Source organism: Biostraticola tofi (assembly GCF_004343195.1).
Lineage (GTDB): Bacteria > Pseudomonadota > Gammaproteobacteria > Enterobacterales > Enterobacteriaceae > Biostraticola > Biostraticola tofi.
Genome location: NZ_SMCR01000003.1, coordinates 119042 through 138605, shown reverse-complemented (window position 1 = coordinate 138605; position 19564 = coordinate 119042). Strand labels below are relative to the sequence as shown.

Annotated in this window: 18 protein-coding genes; 7 read left to right on the top strand and 11 right to left on the bottom strand. The window is 56.6% G+C overall.

Annotated features, from left to right (window positions below):
• Window positions 1-18: 18 nt before the first annotated feature.
• Window positions 19-2028 carry an excinuclease ABC subunit UvrB gene (gene uvrB, locus EDC52_RS08045; protein WP_131864820.1) on the bottom strand — a complete coding sequence of 670 codons (2010 nt, stop codon included), beginning with the start codon at window positions 2026-2028 and terminating at the stop codon, window positions 19-21.
• A gap of 877 nt (window positions 2029-2905) precedes the next feature.
• On the opposite strand from uvrB, the gene EDC52_RS08040 reads away from it, so the two are divergent.
• Window positions 2906-3616: an ABC transporter ATP-binding protein gene (locus tag EDC52_RS08040; RefSeq protein ID WP_131864819.1), complete on the top strand. Its 711-nt coding sequence runs from the start codon at window positions 2906-2908 to the stop codon at window positions 3614-3616.
• A gap of 129 nt (window positions 3617-3745) precedes the next feature.
• Here the strand turns inward: EDC52_RS08040 and bioD are convergent, their stop codons facing one another.
• From bioD to bioB, 4 genes are read right to left on the bottom strand one after another with little or no spacing between them, the layout of a single operon-like run.
• Window positions 3746-4423, bottom strand: a complete 678-nt coding sequence (bioD, locus tag EDC52_RS08035) for a dethiobiotin synthase (protein ID WP_131864818.1) — start codon at window positions 4421-4423, stop codon at window positions 3746-3748.
• On the bottom strand, window positions 4416-5180 hold the full coding sequence (gene bioC, locus EDC52_RS08030; RefSeq protein ID WP_131864817.1) for a malonyl-ACP O-methyltransferase BioC: 765 nt from the start codon (window positions 5178-5180) through the stop codon (window positions 4416-4418). Before bioC ends, bioD begins: the two co-directional genes overlap by 8 nt.
• On the bottom strand, window positions 5158-6315 hold the full coding sequence (bioF, locus tag EDC52_RS08025) for an 8-amino-7-oxononanoate synthase (protein ID WP_131864816.1): 1158 nt from the start codon (window positions 6313-6315) through the stop codon (window positions 5158-5160). The genes bioC and bioF overlap by 23 nt, the downstream gene beginning before the upstream one ends.
• The gene (bioB, locus tag EDC52_RS08020; protein WP_131864815.1) at window positions 6315-7352 is read right to left on the bottom strand and encodes a biotin synthase BioB; all 1038 of its coding nucleotides are present in this window, start codon (window positions 7350-7352) and stop codon (window positions 6315-6317) included. Before bioB ends, bioF begins: the two co-directional genes overlap by 1 nt.
• 104 nt (window positions 7353-7456) lie before the next feature.
• On the opposite strand from bioB, the gene bioA reads away from it, so the two are divergent.
• From bioA to EDC52_RS08005, 3 genes are all read left to right on the top strand, one after another.
• Entirely contained in the window at window positions 7457-8749 is a 1293-nt protein-coding gene (gene bioA, locus EDC52_RS08015; protein ID WP_131864814.1) for an adenosylmethionine--8-amino-7-oxononanoate transaminase, read from the top strand.
• Window positions 8750-8950: 201 nt separating this feature from the next.
• Complete coding sequence (locus tag EDC52_RS08010; RefSeq protein WP_131864813.1) at window positions 8951-9994, top strand: NADP-dependent oxidoreductase; 1044 nt, start codon at window positions 8951-8953, stop codon at window positions 9992-9994.
• Between the two features lie 24 nt (window positions 9995-10018).
• Complete coding sequence (locus EDC52_RS08005) at window positions 10019-10501, top strand: kinase inhibitor (protein ID WP_131864812.1); 483 nt, start codon at window positions 10019-10021, stop codon at window positions 10499-10501.
• Window positions 10502-10660: 159 nt separating this feature from the next.
• Here the strand turns inward: EDC52_RS08005 and pgl are convergent, their stop codons facing one another.
• Complete coding sequence (gene pgl / locus EDC52_RS08000; protein ID WP_131864811.1) at window positions 10661-11656, bottom strand: 6-phosphogluconolactonase; 996 nt, start codon at window positions 11654-11656, stop codon at window positions 10661-10663.
• 174 nt (window positions 11657-11830) lie between these two features.
• On the opposite strand from pgl, the gene EDC52_RS07995 reads away from it, so the two are divergent.
• Window positions 11831-12652 carry a pyridoxal phosphatase gene (locus EDC52_RS07995; protein WP_131864810.1) on the top strand — a complete coding sequence of 274 codons (822 nt, stop codon included), beginning with the start codon at window positions 11831-11833 and terminating at the stop codon, window positions 12650-12652.
• A 207-nt stretch (window positions 12653-12859) separates the two neighbouring features.
• On the opposite strand, the gene modC is transcribed toward EDC52_RS07995, so the two are convergent.
• From modC to EDC52_RS07970, 5 genes are all read right to left on the bottom strand, one after another.
• Window positions 12860-13918, bottom strand: coding sequence for a molybdenum ABC transporter ATP-binding protein ModC (gene modC / locus EDC52_RS07990; RefSeq protein ID WP_131865139.1), 1059 nt, complete (start codon window positions 13916-13918; stop codon window positions 12860-12862).
• Entirely contained in the window at window positions 13918-14607 is a 690-nt protein-coding gene (gene modB / locus EDC52_RS07985; RefSeq protein WP_131864809.1) for a molybdate ABC transporter permease subunit, read from the bottom strand. Before modB ends, modC begins: the two co-directional genes overlap by 1 nt.
• Window positions 14607-15380: a molybdate ABC transporter substrate-binding protein gene (gene modA, locus EDC52_RS07980; RefSeq protein WP_131864808.1), complete on the bottom strand. Its 774-nt coding sequence runs from the start codon at window positions 15378-15380 to the stop codon at window positions 14607-14609. Before modA ends, modB begins: the two co-directional genes overlap by 1 nt.
• A 110-nt stretch (window positions 15381-15490) precedes the next feature.
• Window positions 15491-16600 (bottom strand): D-alanine--D-alanine ligase, encoded by a 1110-nt coding sequence (ddlA, locus tag EDC52_RS07975; protein ID WP_131864807.1) that lies wholly within the window; start codon window positions 16598-16600, stop codon window positions 15491-15493.
• Window positions 16601-16777: 177 nt separating this feature from the next.
• Window positions 16778-16951 carry an AcrZ family multidrug efflux pump-associated protein gene (locus EDC52_RS07970; protein WP_131864806.1) on the bottom strand — a complete coding sequence of 58 codons (174 nt, stop codon included), beginning with the start codon at window positions 16949-16951 and terminating at the stop codon, window positions 16778-16780.
• A gap of 187 nt (window positions 16952-17138) precedes the next feature.
• Here EDC52_RS07970 and modE point away from each other — a divergent pair, with 187 nt between their 5' ends.
• Both modE and modF read left to right on the top strand, forming a co-directional pair.
• The gene (gene modE / locus EDC52_RS07965; protein WP_131864805.1) at window positions 17139-17930 is read left to right on the top strand and encodes a molybdenum-dependent transcriptional regulator; all 792 of its coding nucleotides are present in this window, start codon (window positions 17139-17141) and stop codon (window positions 17928-17930) included.
• A gap of 74 nt (window positions 17931-18004) precedes the next feature.
• A complete protein-coding gene (gene modF, locus EDC52_RS07960; protein ID WP_131864804.1) occupies window positions 18005-19483 on the top strand; it encodes a molybdate ABC transporter ATP-binding protein ModF in 1479 nt (492 codons plus the stop codon).
• Window positions 19484-19564 lie beyond the last annotated feature (81 nt).

Genomic DNA, 19564 nt, shown 5'->3' with positions numbered 1-19564 from the left:
GATTGTCGCCGCCAGCGGTCAGGAAACCAGGATGAAATGCTCACGCATCGCATGGATTTCATCACGCATCCGCGCCGCCTCCTCAAATTCCAGGTTTTGCGCATGCTGCTGCATTTTTGCCTCCAGCTCGCGGATCTTCTGTTCAACCAGTTTTGGCGTCAAATTGCCATATTGGGCAGCCGCCTCCATCGCCTTGCGCTTTTTCTGCTTGGCATGGGCCGGGGTTTGCCCCATTTCCATAATGTCGGCAATCTGCTTGTTCAGCGCTTGCGGCGTGATGCCATGCTCTTCGTTATAAGCCTGCTGTTTGATACGACGGCGCTCCGTTTCATCAATGGCGCGCGCCATGGAGGGGGTGATTTTATCGCCGTACAGAATGGCCTTGCCGTTAAGATTACGTGCCGCCCGGCCGATAGTCTGGATAAGCGAGCGCTCTGAACGCAGGAAACCTTCCTTGTCGGCATCAAGGATAGCCACCAGTGAGACCTCAGGCATATCCAGTCCCTCACGCAGCAGGTTTATGCCGACCAGCACGTCGAATTCACCCAACCGGAGATCGCGGATAATCTCGACCCGCTCTACCGTCTCGATATCTGAATGGAGGTAACGTACCCGCTCGCCATGCTCTTCCAGATATTCGGTCAGATCTTCCGCCATGCGTTTAGTCAGCGTGGTCACCAGCACCCGCTCGTTGATAAGCACCCGCTTGCGGATTTCAGACAGCAAATCATCCACCTGTGTCGTGACCGGGCGAACCTCGATTAAGGGATCAAGCAACCCGGTCGGCCGCACCAGTTGGTCAATAACCTCACCGCCGGACATTTCAAGCTCGTATTTACCGGGAGTCGCGGAAACATAAATGGTCTGCGGCGCCAGCGCGGCAAATTCTTCGAATTTCATTGGCCGGTTATCCAGTGCCGACGGCAAACGGAATCCATATTCCACCAGCGTTTCCTTACGTGCGCGGTCGCCTTTGTACATGCCGCCGATCTGCGGAATAGTGACATGGGATTCATCGACCACCAGCAGACCGTCAGCCGGCAGATAGTCGAACAACGTCGGCGGTGCTTCACCCGGTCCGCGCCCGGACAGATAGCGTGAGTAGTTTTCTATGCCCGAGCAATAGCCCAGTTCATTCATCATTTCCAGATCGAACTGGGTACGCTGGGACAGGCGCTGCTCCTCCACCAGTTTGTTGTTTTCCAGCAGGTTCTTGCGGCGGTCGGCTAATTCGACCTTGATGTCTTCCATGGCCTGCAGCAGGCGTTCCCGCGGCGTAACGTAATGGGTTTTAGGATAGATGGTATAGCGCGGGATCACTTGCTCCACCTGGCCGGTAAGCGGATCAAACAGCGACAGTCGCTCGACTTCCTGGTCAAACAGCTCTACGCGTAAAGCCACTTCATCGGACTCCGCCGGGAAAATGTCGATGACCTCGCCACGAACCCGGAAAGTGCCGCGCTGGAACGCCTGATCATTGCGGGTATATTGCAGTTCCGACAGACGGTGGACGATTGAGCGCTGGTCGACAATCATGCCGCGGGTCAGATGCAGCATCATCTTCAGGTAGGCATCAGGATCGCCCAGGCCGTAAATCGCCGAGACCGACGCCACCACGATAACGTCGCGTCGTTCAAGCAACGCTTTGGTTGCCGACAGACGCATTTGCTCGATATGTTCATTTACCGATGCGTCCTTTTCAATAAACGTGTCGGAGCTGGGCACATAGGCTTCCGGCTGATAATAATCGTAATAAGAGACAAAATACTCAACCGCGTTGTCAGGAAAAAAAGCCTTCATCTCGCCATATAACTGTGCCGCCAGCGTTTTATTGGGGGCCAGCACCATGGTCGGCCGATTCAGATCGGCAATCACGTTGGCCACGGTGAAGGTTTTACCGGAACCGGTCACGCCCAGCAAAGTCTGGTGCGCCAGGCCGTCATTCAACCCCTCTTCAAGGAGGCGAATGGCTTCCGGCTGGTCCCCTGAGGGTTTGAAGTCCGAATGCAGTTTGAATTCTTTGCTCATGTAACAGGCTACCTGCTGGAGAAGAAAGTGTGGCGGGATGCGACCCTTAATTATGGATCAACGTGGTTATTTTACCAGCTAACCGTCACTGGATACAACCACAGTATTAACATACGCAGCAATGGGCTTGATGACACTCCTACATAATGGAAAATAACGGACATAATGCCACTGCGCACAATTCTGTCTGGTCAAGATATTTTGTAGCATCAAGCGCCGAAAACTCCTTGACTTGAAAACTTTAGGGAAAATTATAAACATCGAATATCGCCGGCCATTAAATTCGCTTGATTTTAACTAAAGGTTTGTTTTTTCATTGAATAAAAAAAGCGTGGAGAATACAGACAACTCGCCAGCAACCCGCGTCCGCTCTCGTTTCGGCAGGTTTTTCTAAACCTAATGCACATGGTTATCCACAGGAATAGTGGATAAGTCTTACCGCCCCGCTGCCCGCTTGAGTTTGCCAAACGGCCCTTTTATGAAGATCCGATGACGAAAAGGATCTTTTTTAGCTATTTTTTGCCGATTGCTACCGCGTTGTTATTCATTAAAGGACTAAAGAAGGCGGCCTGTCGATAGCGGCTATACGCAGGTCTCAAAGCGAATTGCACTTTCGCAGTGCTTGAAAATGACCTTGCACCATCATATTGGCGATGGGCACCGGCAAAGTGCAATGTTTGGCAGTATGTTTTGTCGTAGGGATTAATCCAATCATGATTATGCTATGAGTAGCCGGGGTCGGCAGTGCAAGCCGCCATAAGCAGCGGGAGGGAAAGGGTTGGCCTGATAGTTGCTTTATCTTGTCTCCGGGTAAATCACCTGCACCATTATCCGTTATTTTTTTGAAAAACACGCCAAAATGGGGGAAGAACTCAATATGTTGCGTTTGCAATCGGTAAATCAGTTTTACGGGCCAAAGCATACATTGCGCGATATCAGCTTGACGCTGCCGCGCGGGGAATGCACCTGCCTGCTGGGTCGCAACGGCGTCGGTAAAACCACCCTTATCAACTGCATTATGGGCCATGTTCCGGTAACCAGCGGCTCCATGACATGGCAGTTGGACGGAGGACTGCAGGAGAACCTGCTGTCGCACCCGGTAGAGCGACGGGCAGCATTAGGCATCGGCTATGTGCCCAAGGGGCGGCAGATATTTTCACAACTGAGCGTCGATGAAAACCTACGCGTGGCGTTAATGGCCGGCCGCAATAAAACCCATCAGGTGCCGCCAATGGTCTACGAATTGTTTCCGCAGATGTACAGCATGCGTCAGGAGCGAGCCGGTAACCTTACCGAAAGTCAGCAGCAGCAGCTGGCCATTGCCCGCGCCCTGGTGCTAAAACCCGAACTGCTTATTCTGGATGAACCGCTAAGCGGCTTTCAACCCGGCGCAGTACAGGAACTGAGCCGTAATATTCGCCAGATGCAGCATGATTTCGGCCTGACGCTGCTGTTGGTAGAACAGCAGTTGTCGCTGGTACCGAAAAGCGGAGACAGATTCTGCCTGCTGGAGGCCGGACGTAATGTCGCCCAAGGATCGCTTGATCAACTTGATGACAATTTGATCCAGACCTATCTTGCGGGGTAGTACGCCCCAACCCATTATAAGTAACCGCCCATGAAATCGTTATTCACCACACCGGCCTTTTCACAACAGTCAGATCCAGCGGGCGTCTAGCGCGGTAGTAACGCCCCTTTTATTCCGCCATTCTTATTTTCATTTCAGTAGCGACACATCCAGATACTCAGCCAGGGTGTCATTACCGGGATCTTGTAACCAGGGAATAACGCCCAGTAGCGGCGCTTCCAGCCGTTGGCGCAAGGTGTCCAGGTACTCAGTCGGCCGATGAACCTTTTCAGACAAATTATTGGCAATCCAGCCGGCCAGCGGCAGTCCCGCCTGTTTTACCGCCAGGGCGGTAAGCAACGCATGATTGATACAGCCAAGCTTCAGTCCAACCACCAGTATCACCGGCAACTGCTCCTGGGTGACCCATTGGGCAAAGCTCAGACTGTCGCTCAACGGCGTAAACCAGCCGCCGGCTCCTTCGACAAACACCCAATCTGCCTTTGATTCCAGCCGGCGCAGCCCAGCGGAAAGCATGCTGGCGTGGATGGGGCGGTTTTCATCACGGCTGGCGATATGCGGTGATGTCGGCTCGCCAAACGCCAGTGGATTGATCTGGTCATAAGGCAGCGTCAGACTGCTGTTGGCGGCCAGGGCCAGCGCATCGCTGTTGCGCCATCCCTGCGGGGTTGCGATACAGCCCGAGGCTACCGGTTTATAGCCCACGGTCATCCCCCCTTGCCTTCTTGCGCTTTGCAGCAAGGCGCAGGTGGCAACCGTTTTACCCGCGTCAGTGTCGGTACCGGTGATAAAATAGCGATCAGTCACGATAAATAATGCCATAGGTTAGATGATAACTGAGCAGCAGTCCCTGTTGATCCCGGGGCCAGGCTGCTTCCAGGGCGGTTAGCGCTGCTTTACCTCCCAGTCCAGCGGAACGACCGGCGCGCAGATAGCCGGCCCCGACTCCCTTCAGTCCCATTAACAGACTGCGCAGGCAAGGGTAATGCAGCCGTTGCCGTTGATGGTGCAGCTGATGCCGATAAGCAGCAAAAATATCGGCCAGGCATGCTGATGAAAGAAAAGTGTTACGATGAACGGCGTCATCTACCCGGCTCCAGGCCAGATCAAGTTCAAGTAGTGAACCGCTGGACAACGTTGACAGCGCAATCAGTCCGCCAGGCCGGACCACTCGAAAAAATTCCGCCAGCACCGCCGGTAAATCGTCACACCACTGGACTGCCAGGTTGGAAAACACCATGTCCACCGATCCGCTGGACAACGGCAAATGCTCCATATCGCCATTGACATACAGCATTTGGCTATCGCCATGTCGGCGTGCCACCGCCAGCATATCGGCCGACAGATCCAGGCCAATGAGCCGATTGCCGCGCTGCTGCCATTGCCGACTGAACCAACCGGTGCCGCAACCGGCATCCAGTATGGTTTTATTCTGCTGGGGACCCGCTAACTGCATGAGCCGTTCGCCACAGTGGCGCTGGAAAGCGGCATGGGAATCATAGTGCGCCGCAGCGCGGTCAAAGCTGCGTGCTATGCCGCGTTTATGCTGGGTGACTGCACGCATCCAACGCCTCCAGTAAACCGTCGATATCTTCGTCCCGATGAGTGGCGGTAAGGGTAATGCGCAGTCGGGCACTGCCCGGCGGAACGGTTGGCGGGCGAATCGCCGTTACCCAGCAGCCCCGCTCACGCAAGCGGGCGCTCAAATCCATGGCCTGCTGATTACCACCGACCAGCAGAGGTTGTATCGCGCTTTCAGATACCGCCAGCCGATAGCCGATGCCGACAGCGCCTTGCCGAAAACGCTGAATATTGGCCGCCAGCCGCTGACGCCTGGCGTCACCATGACTGATTTCGGTCAGCGCCGCGTCCAGGGCGCAGACCTGGGCCGGCGGCAGCGCGGTGCTGTAAATCAGGTGCCGGGCAAACTGGGTCAAATACTCAGCCGTGGTCTCATCACACACTACCGCTGCCCCACTGACCCCGGCGGCTTTGCCGAAGGTGACCACCAGTAGGTCCGGCCGGCAGCGCTGCTGCCAGGCACTGCCTCTGCCCTGTTCACCCACGCAGCCAAAACCGTGGGCGTCATCAACCATCAGCCAGCCGCCCGCCGGCCTTATCACCCGCTGTAGCTCATTAAGAGGGGCGCTGTCACCGTCCATGCTGAAAACCCCTTCGGTTATCGCCAGGCGCAGCCCCTGGCAGCAGGTGGCGGTCAAACGCTGCAGCGCAGCGGGATCATTATGGGCGAACCGCCGCAATTGAGCAGGCGACTGCAGGGCAGCTTCGAGCAATGAAGCATGGCTCAGCTTGTCCGCCAGGATCTGATCCTGGCCGCCGGTCAGGGCGGCGATCACCGCCTGATTAGCGGCATAGCCCGAGGTAAACAGTAAGGCCCGCGGATAACCGAGCCAGTCGGCAAGGCGGGCTTCAAATGCCTGATGTACGCTACTGTAGCCGGTGACATGGCCGGATCCGCCCGAGCCGATGCCATAGCGTTCGGCCCCCTGTTGCCAGGCGGCGATGATGTCTGGGTGTCGGGCCAGGCCAAGATAATCATTGGCGGAAAAATTGAGGTAGCGGCGATGGTTTAGCGTGATAAGCCGATCATTGCCCCCCTGCAGGGGCAACCGGCGGCGATAGGCGCCTGCCTGCTGTCGCTCATCCAGCGCTGATTGCAGCCGTGAAGTCCAGTCCATCAGCGTGCGGCATTATAATATTGAGGGGTATCGGCATTGATCAGTTGGCCGGCCAGTTCCCACTGCTGGCCTTCATCGCCCTGTTCAGTCGCCACCGGCTCAGTATTCAGGCCAAGCTTACGGAACAGCTGCATATCCGAGTCTTCCTGCGGATTCGGGGTGGTCAGTAATTTACAGCCATAGAATATCGAATTGGCCCCGGCCATAAAGCACATCGCCTGGGTCTGTTCATTCATTTGCTCACGTCCGGCCGACAGGCGCACATAAGATCGCGGCATCATGATTCGCGCCACCGCGATGGTGCGGATAAAATCAAACGGGTCCACATCTTCATTGTCGGCCAGCGGCGTTCCTTTGACCTTGACCAGCATATTGATCGGAACGCTTTCCGGCGGCTCAGGCAGATTGGCCAGTTGTACCAGCAGTCCGGCACGGTCATTCAGGCTTTCTCCCAGACCGACAATTCCGCCTGAACAGACTTTAATGCCGGCCTCGCGCACTTTGCTTAAGGTATCCAGACGATCCTGGTAGCTTCGGGTGGTGACAATACTGCCGTAAAATTCCGGCGAGGTGTCCAGGTTATGGTTATAAAAATCCAGACCGGCGCGCGCCAGCCGTTCAGCCTGAACAGTGCTGAGCATGCCCAGGGTCATGCAGGTTTCCATGCCCAGCGCTTTTACGCCCTGAACCATCCGTTCCAGGTAGGGCATATCCCGCTCATGGGGGTTTTTCCAGGCAGCACCCATGCAGAATCGGGTAGAGCCGGCCGCCTTGGCTTGCTGGGCTGAGCTCAGGACCTGCTCAACCTGCATCAGCCGCTCGGTTTCAAGACCGGTATGGTAGCGCGCGCTCTGCGGGCAATATTTGCAGTCTTCGGGACAGGCACCGGTTTTGATCGACAGCAGGGTACTGACCTGTACCTGGCTGGGATCAAAATGTTGTCTGTGCACTTGCTGAGCGTCGAACATCAGGTCCATAAAAGGCTTATCAAACAGGGTACGGGCGCTGGCCAGCGTCCAGGGGGGAGAGGTATGCATCGTTATGAAAACCCATAGTGTTTGTGCGAAAATATGTCGCCAGTTTAATTCAGGTCGCTATACTGTCAACCAAATATTGTTAATTTTAGTTTACAGGAATTATAATGCAGCCCACTGATCTTGACTTTGACCGCCGTCATATCTGGCACCCCTATACGTCAATGACCCGGCCGCTGCCCTGTTATCCGGTGATATCCGCCAGCGGCTGCGAACTGGAGTTGGCAGAGGGTTGCCGATTAGTGGATGGCATGTCCTCCTGGTGGGCAGCGATCCATGGCTACAACCATCCGCACATCAATCAGGCGGTAGCCGAGCAACTAGCGCAGATGTCTCATGTGATGTTCGGCGGTATTACCCATCCCCAGGCGGTCAGCCTGTGCCGACGTTTGGTGGCGATGACGCCGCTGCCGCTGGAGTGCGTGTTTCTCGCTGACTCCGGATCGGTGGCGGTGGAAGTGGCGATAAAGATGGCGTTGCAGTATTGGCAGGCGCGGGGCGAGCCACGCCGGCAATTGCTCAGCCTGCGTCACGGTTATCACGGCGATACCTTCGGCGCGATGTCGGTATGCGATCCAGATAATTCGATGCACAGCCTGTATCAGGGCTACCTGCCGGCCCATCGCTTCATCGACAGCCCGCAGTGCGCTTTCGACGGTGACTGGGATGAGCGGGATGTCGACGCCCTGGAGAAGGCGATTCTGGCCGATGGCGATACGCTGGCAGCGGTGATCCTGGAGCCTATAGTGCAGGGTGCCGGCGGCATGCGATTTTACCATCGCCGTTATCTGCAGCGAGTGCGTGAATTATGCGACCAGGCCGGTCTGTTGCTGATAGCCGATGAAATAGCCACCGGCTTTGGCCGCACCGGCAAACTGTTCGCCTGCGAGCATGCCGATATTACACCTGACATCATGTGTCTGGGCAAAGCATTGACCGGGGGCTACATGACCCTTTCAGCCACAATGACCACTCGCCCGGTGGCTGACACTATCAGCAACGGCGAGGCGGGCTGTTTTATGCACGGCCCGACCTTTATGGGCAACCCGTTGGCCTGCGCCGCCGCCAATGCCAGCCTGTCGCTGCTGGAGCAAGGCAACTGGCCTGGACAGGTGGCGGCTATCGAAAGACAGCTGCGCCAGGGCCTGCAGCATCTCAGACTTCACCCTCGGGTATCGGATGTACGAGTGCTGGGCGCCATTGGCGTGATTGAAACCCGTCAAGCAGTCAATATGGCGGCGCTGCAGCGATTTTTTGTCGCTCAAGGCGTCTGGATCCGCCCGTTCGGCCGGCTGATATATCTGATGCCGCCTTATATAATCCAGGCGGATCAACTGTCAAAACTGATTAACGCCATGAGTGATGCGCTGGACCACCCGCACCACTTTATGCAAGGCTGATGCTGGCTGCCGATGTCCATACCCGCTAAACCGCTGGCAGTGCTGTGCATCCAATCGACCCAGTAGGAAGCGCCAGGCTGGACAATGGCAGGCAGGCCAATCTCGCGGGCAAGGGACGCCCAGGCACGCATAGGTAAGCAGCTGCCTTCGGGGCCGTCTATGCTTAGAGCTACCTGAGCTACACTGAGGAGTATCATCATCATGAATCAGAACGATAAAGTTAACCGTAAAGTCGTACTGGCCTCCCGCCCCGATGGCGCGCCCACCGCCGAAAACTTCCGTCTTGAAACCGCTGACATTCCTGCCCCCGGTCCGGGTGAGTTGCTGCTCCGCACCGTGTATATGTCACTGGATCCCTACATGCGGGGTCGGATGAGCGATGCGCCGTCGTATGCCGATCCGGTACCGATTGATGGCGTGATGACCGCGGGCACTGTCTCAAGAGTGGTAAGCAGCAATAATAAGGATTACCGGCCAGGCGACTGGGTGCTCAGTTATGCCGGCTGGCAGGATTACAGTGTTTCACATGGCGAGGGTCTGGAGAAGCTGGCGGGCGACAGCCTGCAGCATCCGTCCTGGGCGCTGGGCGTACTGGGTATGCCTGGCTTTACCGGTTATATGGGCCTTAAGGATATCGGCCAGCCTCAGGCCGGCGAAACGGTGGTGGTTGGCGCGGCTACCGGCGCAGTCGGTTCAGTCGTCGGCCAGGTAGCGAAATTGAAGGGCTGCCGGGCGGTGGGCGTTGCCAGCGGCGCAGAAAAATGCCGCTATGCGGTCGACACACTGGGCTTTGACGCTTGTGTCGATCGTCGTGCCGACGATTTCGCCAGGCAACTGGCCGATGCCTGCCCCGATGGCATAGACATCTATTTCGAAAGCGTTGGCGGCGCAGTTTTCGATGCCGTTATCCCGCTGCTTAATACTAAAGCGCGTATTCCGCTTTGTGGCGTGATAGCCAACTATAACAGCCGGGATCTGCCGGACGGTAAAGATCGTCTGCCCTTCCTGCAGGCGCTGCTGCTGCGCAAGCGTATCCGTATGCAGGGTTTCATCATTTTCCAGGATTACGGTGACCGCTATCAGGAGTTCGTCGATGAGGTCGGTCCCTGGGCCAGTGCGGGTAAAGTCATTATGCGCGAAGATATTGTTGATGAACTGGAAAGCGCACCCCAGGCATTTATCGATATGCTGCAAGGCAAAAACTTCGGTAAGCTGGTTATCCGCGTCGGCGAAGACAACGCCTGAATATTTGCAGCAGAGGAGAAGGCAATGACATTTACCTTGACCAGTAATGATCTGACACCGGGCGGCAAGCTGCCTGAACGCCATGTATTCAATGGCATGGGTTACAACGGTGAAAACCTGTCGCCCCACCTTGCATGGGACCATGTGCCGGCCGGCACCAAAAGTTTCGTGATAACGGTTTTTGATCCTGATGCGCCCACCGGTTCAGGCTGGTGGCATTGGACGGTCGCCAACCTGCCGGCAGGCACCCGCTCCCTGCCCCAGGGCGCCGGTTCGGGCAAGGCGTCCCTGCCCGCCGGTGCGGTGCAGGGTCGCACCGATTTTGGCTCAGCCGGTTATGGCGGTGCAGCGCCGCCGCAGGGCGAGAGCCATCGATATCAGTTTACCGTCCATGCGCTGGACGTCGAGTCGATAGCCGTGGATGAAAACGCCAGCGGCGCCATAGTTGGCTTTAACCTCCATTTTCATTCCCTGGGCAAGGCAACGCTCGAAGTAAGCTATAGCTGATCGGTTTAGCGGCAGTGATCCTTTCCTTTCTGCTGCCGCTGTCACCCTCTGAGCTGTCGCTGCCACCCTCGGCCATCATGGCCGGATGCAGGCTGGGTAACGCTTAATAAGCGACAGCGGCCCCCCTCTGCTATCGCTCCTGTCAGCGCTCACCGCTCTTTAGCGTTGCAGAATGCTTACCCACATCGGGCCCTGCCCTACCGCATAGCGCGCCAGCGGGCTCAGCGAGCCCCGTTCGACACCAATCCGATAGACTTCGATATGGTGGGACTTTTGCCCTGCCGCCACCAGGAAGCGACCGCTGCCGTCGATGTCAAAGCCGCGTGGCTGGGCTTCGGTCGGCTGATGGCCCGAGAGCGTCAGGCTGCTGCCATCTTCGCTGACCGCAAAACAGGCAATCACGCTGGCGGTGCGATCACAGGCGTACAGGAAGCGTCCATCCGGCGTTATGTGGATGTCCGCCGCCCAGCGGGTATCGCTGAAGTCGGCCGGCATGATGTCCAATGTCTGAATGATGCGAGGGCCGCCGGCACTGCCGTCCATGGCATAGACATTCACCGTGCTGTCCAGCTCATTGACGCCAAAGGCGAAAGGCTTTTGCGGATGGAACACCAAATGGCGCGGCCCGGCACCGGTCACAGTAGCGACGGCGGCCGGGGATGCGGCGGTCAGTTGACCGTCATTGGCCAGGTCATACAGCCGGATGCGGTCCTCTTTCAGGCAAGGGATCCACACCTGTCGGTTGGCCGGGTCGGCATTGGCGGAATGGCAATTTGTCAGGCCTTCCACATTCTGTAGTGGCGCGCCGACAATGCCGCTTTCGTCAATCGGACTGACGCTGGTACAGCTGAAACTGTACGAAGCGCTGAACAGAAAACGTCCCAGGCGATCGGTGGATATATGGGTCGGGCTGCCGGGCAATGGCGCTACGCCAGCCTCGGACAGCATGCCCTGCTCATCGATATGGTAGCTGACCACGCCGAATGCCGGGCGCACACCGATATAAAGATGGGTCTTGGCCGGATTAATCGTCATCGGCTGTCCCTGTCCCGGGGTATCTACCGCCTGCAGCAGGGTCAAGCTTCCTTCGTTATCCATTTGCCACACATGTATCTGCTGGCTTTCCGGGCTGGCAACATAGACGATCTGCTTCATGGTTTCTCCTGATGATGAGCACGCGAGCGGTTAATTATGCCCTAAATAAATCGGGCTTTTAAGCATGTCACTGATGATGCGGGTTATCCATGACAATTTTCGCGGTTTTCGTGTTGCTCGCTAAGGTGTAATATCAACTATTTCATGTTTTATAATTAACTTATTAGGACAACTATGACTTATCGCGTGATCGCCCTTGATCTGGACGGAACCTTACTGAATAAGCAAAAGCAAATTCTGCCCGAATCCCTCAAGGCCCTGGCCGAAGCGCAGGCTGCCGGCGTGCGCGTGGTCGTGGTCACCGGACGCCACCATGTCGCTATCCACCCTTTTTATCAGGCGTTAAACCTCGATACGCCCGCCATCTGCTGTAACGGTACCTACCTGTACAACTATCAGGATAAGAACGTCATCACCGCCAACCCGCTGGAAAAGGGCCAGGCTCAAAGCGTGCTTGATCGCCTGCAGCACTATAATATCCATGGCCTGGTGTATGTGGATGATGCCATGCTTTATGAAAAACCGAGCGATCATGTCGTCCGCTCCCTGGCTTGGTCCGACACCCTGCCCCTGGCCCAGCGGCCCAATCTGTTGCAGGTAGACAGCTTGGCTCAGGCGGTGGCAGATGCCGAAGCCATCTGGAAATTCGCCACCTCATACCCAGATATTCCCAAGCTCCAAGCGTTTGCCAAGACCATTGAGCAGGATCTGGGGCTGGCATGCGAGTGGTCCTGGCATGACCAGGTCGATATCGCCCAGGCAGGCAACAGCAAAGGCAAACTGCTGCAGCAGTGGGTCGAGTCGGAAGGACTGTCAATGTCCCAGGTGGTCGCTTTTGGTGATAACTACAACGACTTGAGCATGATAGAAGCAGCAGGTCTTGGGGTGGCGATGGGCAACAGCGATGATGCTATCAAGGCCCGCGCGGATCTGGTCATTGGCGATAACGAATCGCCGGTAATTGCCGACGTTATCCGCCAGCGGATCCTGGGCTGATCGGTCGGGCCTGATTATGGCCGCCAGCTGCAGATGTCCGATTTCTGACCGTCAAATACAGCGGCCGGATCCTGTCTGCCAGTTGCGGCAGTCCGATTTCTGGCCGCCAGCTGCAGCGGCCAGACGCCGCCGGCCTGTTTATTCAGCTGTGATAACGTCAAGGCCCGATGATGCCCGGGTCTGATGACGGTCTAGCCCTCAATAGGCTCAGGTAGTGATCGACACACTCTTTATCTGGGCATACAGCTTCATTCCATCCGTCAAGCCCATCTCGTCCAGGGCCCACGGAGATATCCTGGCCCACAGTGTATGGCCTTGTATATCAAGCCTGACTTCCACCTGATTATTCACCTCCAGCCATTCCCGGACCACTGCCGGCAGGATATTACGGATACTGCTCTGCGCCGGGGGGGCGGTGACCAGAGAGATATCACTGGCGGCGATGCGAATGCGCAGCGGCATGCCGATGGGCAAATCCACCCGGCTGACCCATAACCGTTCGCTGCCCAACGCCAGGGCGGTCATGGCATAACGAGGATGCTGCCCGGCGATGCTGACCCGCAGCACGGTACTTTGTTCTTCCCGTGCCAGCCAGGGGCGAAGCACGCTGCTGGCCCACACTGCTTCAAGGGCGCCAAAGGCCTTGACCTTACCGTTATCCAGGATCAGCACCTGCTCCGCCAGTTGGGTAATTTCTTCCAGGCTATGGCTGACATACAGCACCGGAATCCGCACTTGCGCGGCCAGCTTCTCCAGGTAAGGCATCAGTTCTCGTTTGCGCGGCAGATCGAGAGACGCCAGCGGCTCATCCATTAACAGGATTTCCGGCGCGCTGAGTAGCGCTCGACCGATAGCGACCCGTTGTTTTTCACCGCCTGAAAGCGTCGCCGGCGCACGGCTCAGCAAATGGCTGATCCCCAAAAGGGTCACAATGGCATCGAATTCAGGACGCATTGAGGCCGCCATGCCGTACTGAAGATTGCCCCGTACCCGGTAATGGGGAAACAGCCGCGCATCCTGAAAGACATAACCCACCCGCCGTTTCTCCGGCGGCAGGCAGATGCGCCGATCGGCATCAAACAATAGCCTGCCGTTCAGTGCAATCGTCCCCCGCTGAGGACGGGTCAGGCCGCCGATGGCATTGATAAGCGAGGTCTTGCCGGCACCCGAAACGCCGAACACGGCGGTAATACCGCTGACCGGAATATCTGCCTGCACCTCAAGCTGCAGATCACCCAGACGTTGCCAGATAGCCAGTTGCAGCATCAGCCCCCCATTCTTCGGCGGCCCCAGTTGGCCAGCCATTCTGCCGCCAGTAGCGACGCCAGGGAAAGCATAATGGCCAGCACGCACAGGCGCGCCGCGGCCGACTCTGCTCCCGGCGTTTCAATCAGGGTATACATCGCGAGGGGAATAGTGCGGGTTTCGCCGGGGATATTGGATACAAAGGTTATGGTGGCGCCGAATTCGCCCAGGGAACGGGCAAACGCCAGCACGGTGCCGACCACTATCCCCGGAAAGGCCAACGGCAGCGTAATGGTAAAAAACACCCGCCACGGACCGGCCCCCAGCGTCCTGGCCGCTTGCTCAAACCGCAGATCGATCGCCTCTAGCGCCAGGCGTATGGCGCGCACCATCAGCGGAAAGGCGACCACTGCCGAAGCCAGCGCCGCGCCTCGCCAGCTGAAACTGAAACTGAAACCGGTCAGGTCATAGAGCCATGAACCGATAACACCACGCCGACCGAGGCCTATCAGCAACAGATAGCCAATGACCACCGGCGGCAGCACCAGCGGCAAATGGATAATGCCGTCTACCAGCGCCTTACCGGGAAAGCGGCAACGCACCAGGATCCAGGCCACCATAATTCCCAGCGGCAAACTGCAGACAACCGCCAGCAGAGAAACCCGCAGGCTGAGAACCACCGCCTGCCATTCATAGTCGGTCAAAAACATTAACGGGTGGTAAAACCATAGTGTTTAAAAACGCCGGCGGCCGCAGGGGTTTTCAAATAATCGTAAAACGCCTGGGCTGCAGCACTGTTATTGTCTTTTACCAGCGCCATCGGATACTCGATGGTTTTATGGCTGTCGGTCGGGAAAGTGCCGATAACTTTGACGCCCTGGGTTGCCACAACATCGGAGCCGTAGACGATACCCAGCGGCGCCTCTTGACGTTCGACCAGCGCCAACGCCGCACGGACGCTGTTAGCCCGCGCCATCACCGGCGACAGAGTGTCCCAGGCGCCCAGCTGTTCCAGCGCTTCTTTGGCGTAAATACCCGCGGGCACATGGTCAGGATCACCCACCGCCAGCTTCTGACCCTGGAGCAGTGAGGTCCATGGGGTCTGTGGGTTAATGTCGACGTGGTTCTGCTGGCTGTTGTTAGGCGCCACCAGCACCAGGTTATTACCCAGCAGGGTATAGCGCGTTTCCTCGACGATGTGCTTTTTATCCTGGACATAGTCCATCCACTGCTGGTCGGCGGAGATAAAGAGATTGGCCGGCGCCCCCTGCTCTATCTGGCGCGCCAGCGTCGATGAGGAAGCAAAGGATGAAACGATTTCCACCTGGTGGTCTTGCTGATACTGCTTGGCAATGTCCTGAAGGGCATTGGTCAGTGAGGCGGCGGCGAATACGGTGACCTTGTCGGCTGCAGCGGCGGCCTGGACGTTCAGCCCGGCCGTCAGGCAGAGCCCGACTGACCAGGCAACGAGATACTTCTTCATTTAGATTTTGCCCGTGTTTTTCGTTGTATAAAAAATAATATAACGATAATCACACGTTGTCATCCGAATTTACGCCGACGATCCCCAGGCGCAGCATCCCCGGGAAGCGGTTAACGCCGGGTCTTGATATCACTCTCATCGGTCGCACGCGCCAAAGCCAGTCCGATAAGCTTATCCACCAACGAGCGATAATCCAGCCCACTGGCCTGCCAAAGCTTGGGGTACATGCTGATGGAGGTAAACCCTGGAAGGGTATTAATTTCGTTTATAATTACCTGACCCTCGTTGGTCAGAAAGAAATCAACGCGCGACATCACCGCACAGCCCGCCGCCAAATAGGCTTCACGGGCAATAAGACGAATCTGGTCACTCACCTGTGGGTCCAGGGCGGCAGGAATAACCAGCCCGGCCTGACTGCCTTTCAAGTATTTGGTGTCATAGGCATAAAATTCATCATTGGCCAGGATCTCACCGCATACGCTGACCTCGGGCTGATCATTTCCCAGCACCGCAGTTTCTATTTCGCGACCGACGATGGCGGTCTCCACCAATACCTTGTGGTCGTAGCTGAAAGCCAGATCAAGCGCCTGCATAAAGCTTTGCAGGTCACCCACTTTACTGACGCCAACAGAAGATCCCTGCGATGCCGGTTTGATAAATAACGGCAGCCCCAGGCTGGCCGTTATCTGGTTGAAATCGACCTGCTGGCGTTCTCCCCGGTGCAGCGTCACTGAAGGCGTCACCGGTAATCCGGCATCGCGCAGCACTCGCTTGGTCATGTCTTTATCCATGCACACCGCAGAGCCCATCACTGCAGGGCCGACAAAAGGCACGTTCAGTACCCGCAACAGACCCTGAATAGAGCCATCTTCCCCCGCGGCGCCATGCATGACCGAAAAAGCGACATCGATGTTGGGCAAGGGCATGCCAGTGCTGATTTCAATCAGCTGGACGTGATGGTGCCCGGGCACCACCGAGAGATAGCGAGTTGAGGGAGCAAGGGCGATATCTGCCGGTGAGTCGGCATTTACCAGGTAGTCGGCCTCATCATAGACCAACCAGCGCCCCTCTTTATCCACACCTATTAACGCCAAATCATAGCGCTGGCGATCAATGGCTTTGATAACATTGATTGACGAGCGCAGCGAGACTTCATGCTCAGTAGACTGTCCGCCGAACAGCACCGCCAGTCGCCGTTTTCCATTTACCGGTTGTTCCATTACATCCTCTTTGTCACCGAAAGGTCATTCAGACGCTAACAGAGTATTAGCCGCTGGGGATCATGTAAAGTGACGGTTGCTGGAGGAAGTGAACAGCTGAAGGAAAGCGGGAAATATCAGGGCAGGCAGCCGGAGATCAAAACCGGCCTGCCGTCAGGGATGACGACAGGGGGACAGTTAATTTAGGCGATTCGCTTCAGCGGACTTGTCCTGCCGGCGCTGTTTCGGATGGCCAAATTTGGAAATAACATTGAAAAACGTTCCAAAAGCCCAGATCAGGCCCAGGATAACGACCATGACCACTGGCACCAGCAGCACCACCATCACCAGACTTTTCAGTAATTCTAACATTGAGACCTCTTCAAACGCGGTTACTACAGGGATATAAGCGTTAACTCTGCTCTTTATACCAGTTTAGCAGCCAGACGCTGTAGGCTTTTTATGTCATTGGCCGGCGAAAAGACAATGGGGGCTGCCATCCATGGCCGCTAAGGGTAGAATAGTCCTATTTGGTGTTTCCCCAGTCGAGAGCCGAACCATGCAGGCTGAAATACAACTGACCCTTAGACTCAGACAGCAACTGTTCGCCGATCCCAGGCGGATAGCCCTGCTGCGCCATGTCGGCCACACCGGCTCTATCAGCCAAGGGGCAAAACTTGCCGGCATCAGTTACAAAAGCGCCTGGGATGCGATCAATGGCATGAACGCCCTCAGTGAACATCCGCTGGTGGAACGCGTCACCGGTGGCAAAGGCGGCGGCGGCGCTACCCTTACCCATTACGCTAACCGCCTGCTGCAACTTTATGACTTACTCGAACAGATACAGCAGAAAGCCTTCGATGTGCTGCAAAAAGACGACCTGCCCTTGGACAGCCTGCTGGCGGCGATTTCACGTTTTTCACTGCAGACCAGCGCCCGCAATCAATTTTTCGGTACCTTGCTTGCACGAAGCCAGCAGCAGGTACAGCAGCAGGTAAAAGTGCAGATTGCCAACAGCCGAACCTGCATCACCGCCGCACTGACTCGCCAAAGCGCAGACCGCCTGCAGCTGGTCACCGGCAAGGAAGTGCTGGTGCTTATCAAGGCGCCCTGGGTGTCGGTCCAGGCTGCCATCGCCCCCGCGCCCCAGGCTGATAATGTCCTGAGCGGTGTGATAGCCGGACTTGAGATCGGCGAAGACAGCGATGAAGCGCTGATTACCCTTGAGGGGGGCGAAACGCTGTGCGCTACCCTGCCGAAAATCATCACGGATACGCAAAATCTTCGCGTCAATCTGCCGGTTACAGCATATTTCAACGCCGACCAGGTTATCATCGCCACGCTGTGCTGAAGGCGTCAATGCTGATTGACATCAAGTAAATTATTACCGATGCTAAGTTGAAGTTGCATTATAAGGAATGATTGATGACATCGTTGCATATTTCGCAAGGTATATTCAGACTCAGCGACACCCGCACTCTTTCCCTTGAGCAAATAGAGATTGAAACGGGTCAGCGCTGGGCTTTTGTCGGTGCCAACGGCAGCGGTAAATCGGCACTGGCCCGCGCCTTGTCAGGCGAGCTGAGGCTGCTTTCAGGACACTATCACAACGCTTACACCCGCATCGCCCGACTCTCCTTTGAGCAATTGCAAAAGCTGATGACGGAGGAATGGCAGCGCAACAATACCGATTTGCTGAGTGAAGGTGAAGACGATACCGGCCGTACCACCGAACAGATTATCCGGCAGGATGTGGAGGATGCTGTATTGTGCCGCCAGTTGGCTGAACAGTTCGGCATCAGCGCGTTGCTCGGCAGGCGCTTCAAGTATCTTTCGACCGGCGAAACCCGCAAAGCCCTACTGTGCCAAGCGCTGATGTCCAGGCCAGACCTGCTGATTCTGGACGAGCCTTTTGATGGCCTGGATGTCGCCTCGCGCGCGCAATTGAGTTCACTGCTGACCGGACTTGCCGGCCCAGAGATGAGCCTGGTACTGGTGCTTAATCGTTTCGAGGATATTCCCACCGCCATTGACCATGTCGGTATTCTGGCCGATTGCAGCCTGACCTGCACCGGTACGCGTGATGCATTGCTGTCACAGGCATTGGTCGCCCAGTTGGCCCATGCGGAAAACCTTGCCGGCCTGACCTTGCCGGCGGTGGAAGATCCGGCAAACCGCATTGCGCTGTCCAGAGACCAGCCGCTTATTACCTTGCGCCAGGGCGTGGTTTCCTATCAGGACCGGCCGATCCTGCATCATCTCGACTGGGAAGTGTTGCCAGGCCAGCATTGGCAAATCGTCGGTCCCAACGGCGCCGGCAAATCCACTCTGCTCAGCCTGGTTACCGGCGATCATCCCCAGGGGTACAGTAATGACCTGACGCTGTTTGGCCGCCGGCGCGGCAGCGGCGAAACCATTTGGGACATCAAGCGTCATATCGGCTATGTCAGCAGTAGCCTGCATCTTGACTACCGGGTCAGCGCCAGCGCCCGCAGCGTTATCCTGTCCGGTTTCTTCGACTCCATCGGCGTCTACCAGTCGGTCTCTGAGAAACAGCAGCAACTGACCCGACAGTGGCTGCTGCTGCTCGGGCTGGACAGCGCCGCTGATGCCCCGTTCCACAGCCTTTCCTGGGGCCAGCAGCGACTGGCGCTGATTGCCAGGGCGCTGGTCAAGCATCCGGCACTGCTGATACTTGATGAACCCCTGCAGGGACTCGATCCGCTGAACCGTCAATTAGTGCGACGCTGGATAGATGTGCTTATCGCCGAAGGAGATACTCAGTTGCTGTTTGTCTCCCATCATGCCGAAGATGCCCCCCAATGCATTACTCACCGGCTTACCTTCATCGCGGACGGTGACATGTATCGTTATCAGCAGCACCGCTTGCCTTCAGCCCGTTAAGTGAGTGGTTGAGCGCGTTGCGCAGTTCAGACACTATCGGCAAAGTGATTGGCAGATAGTGTCTGGGATCATTTGTGGTGT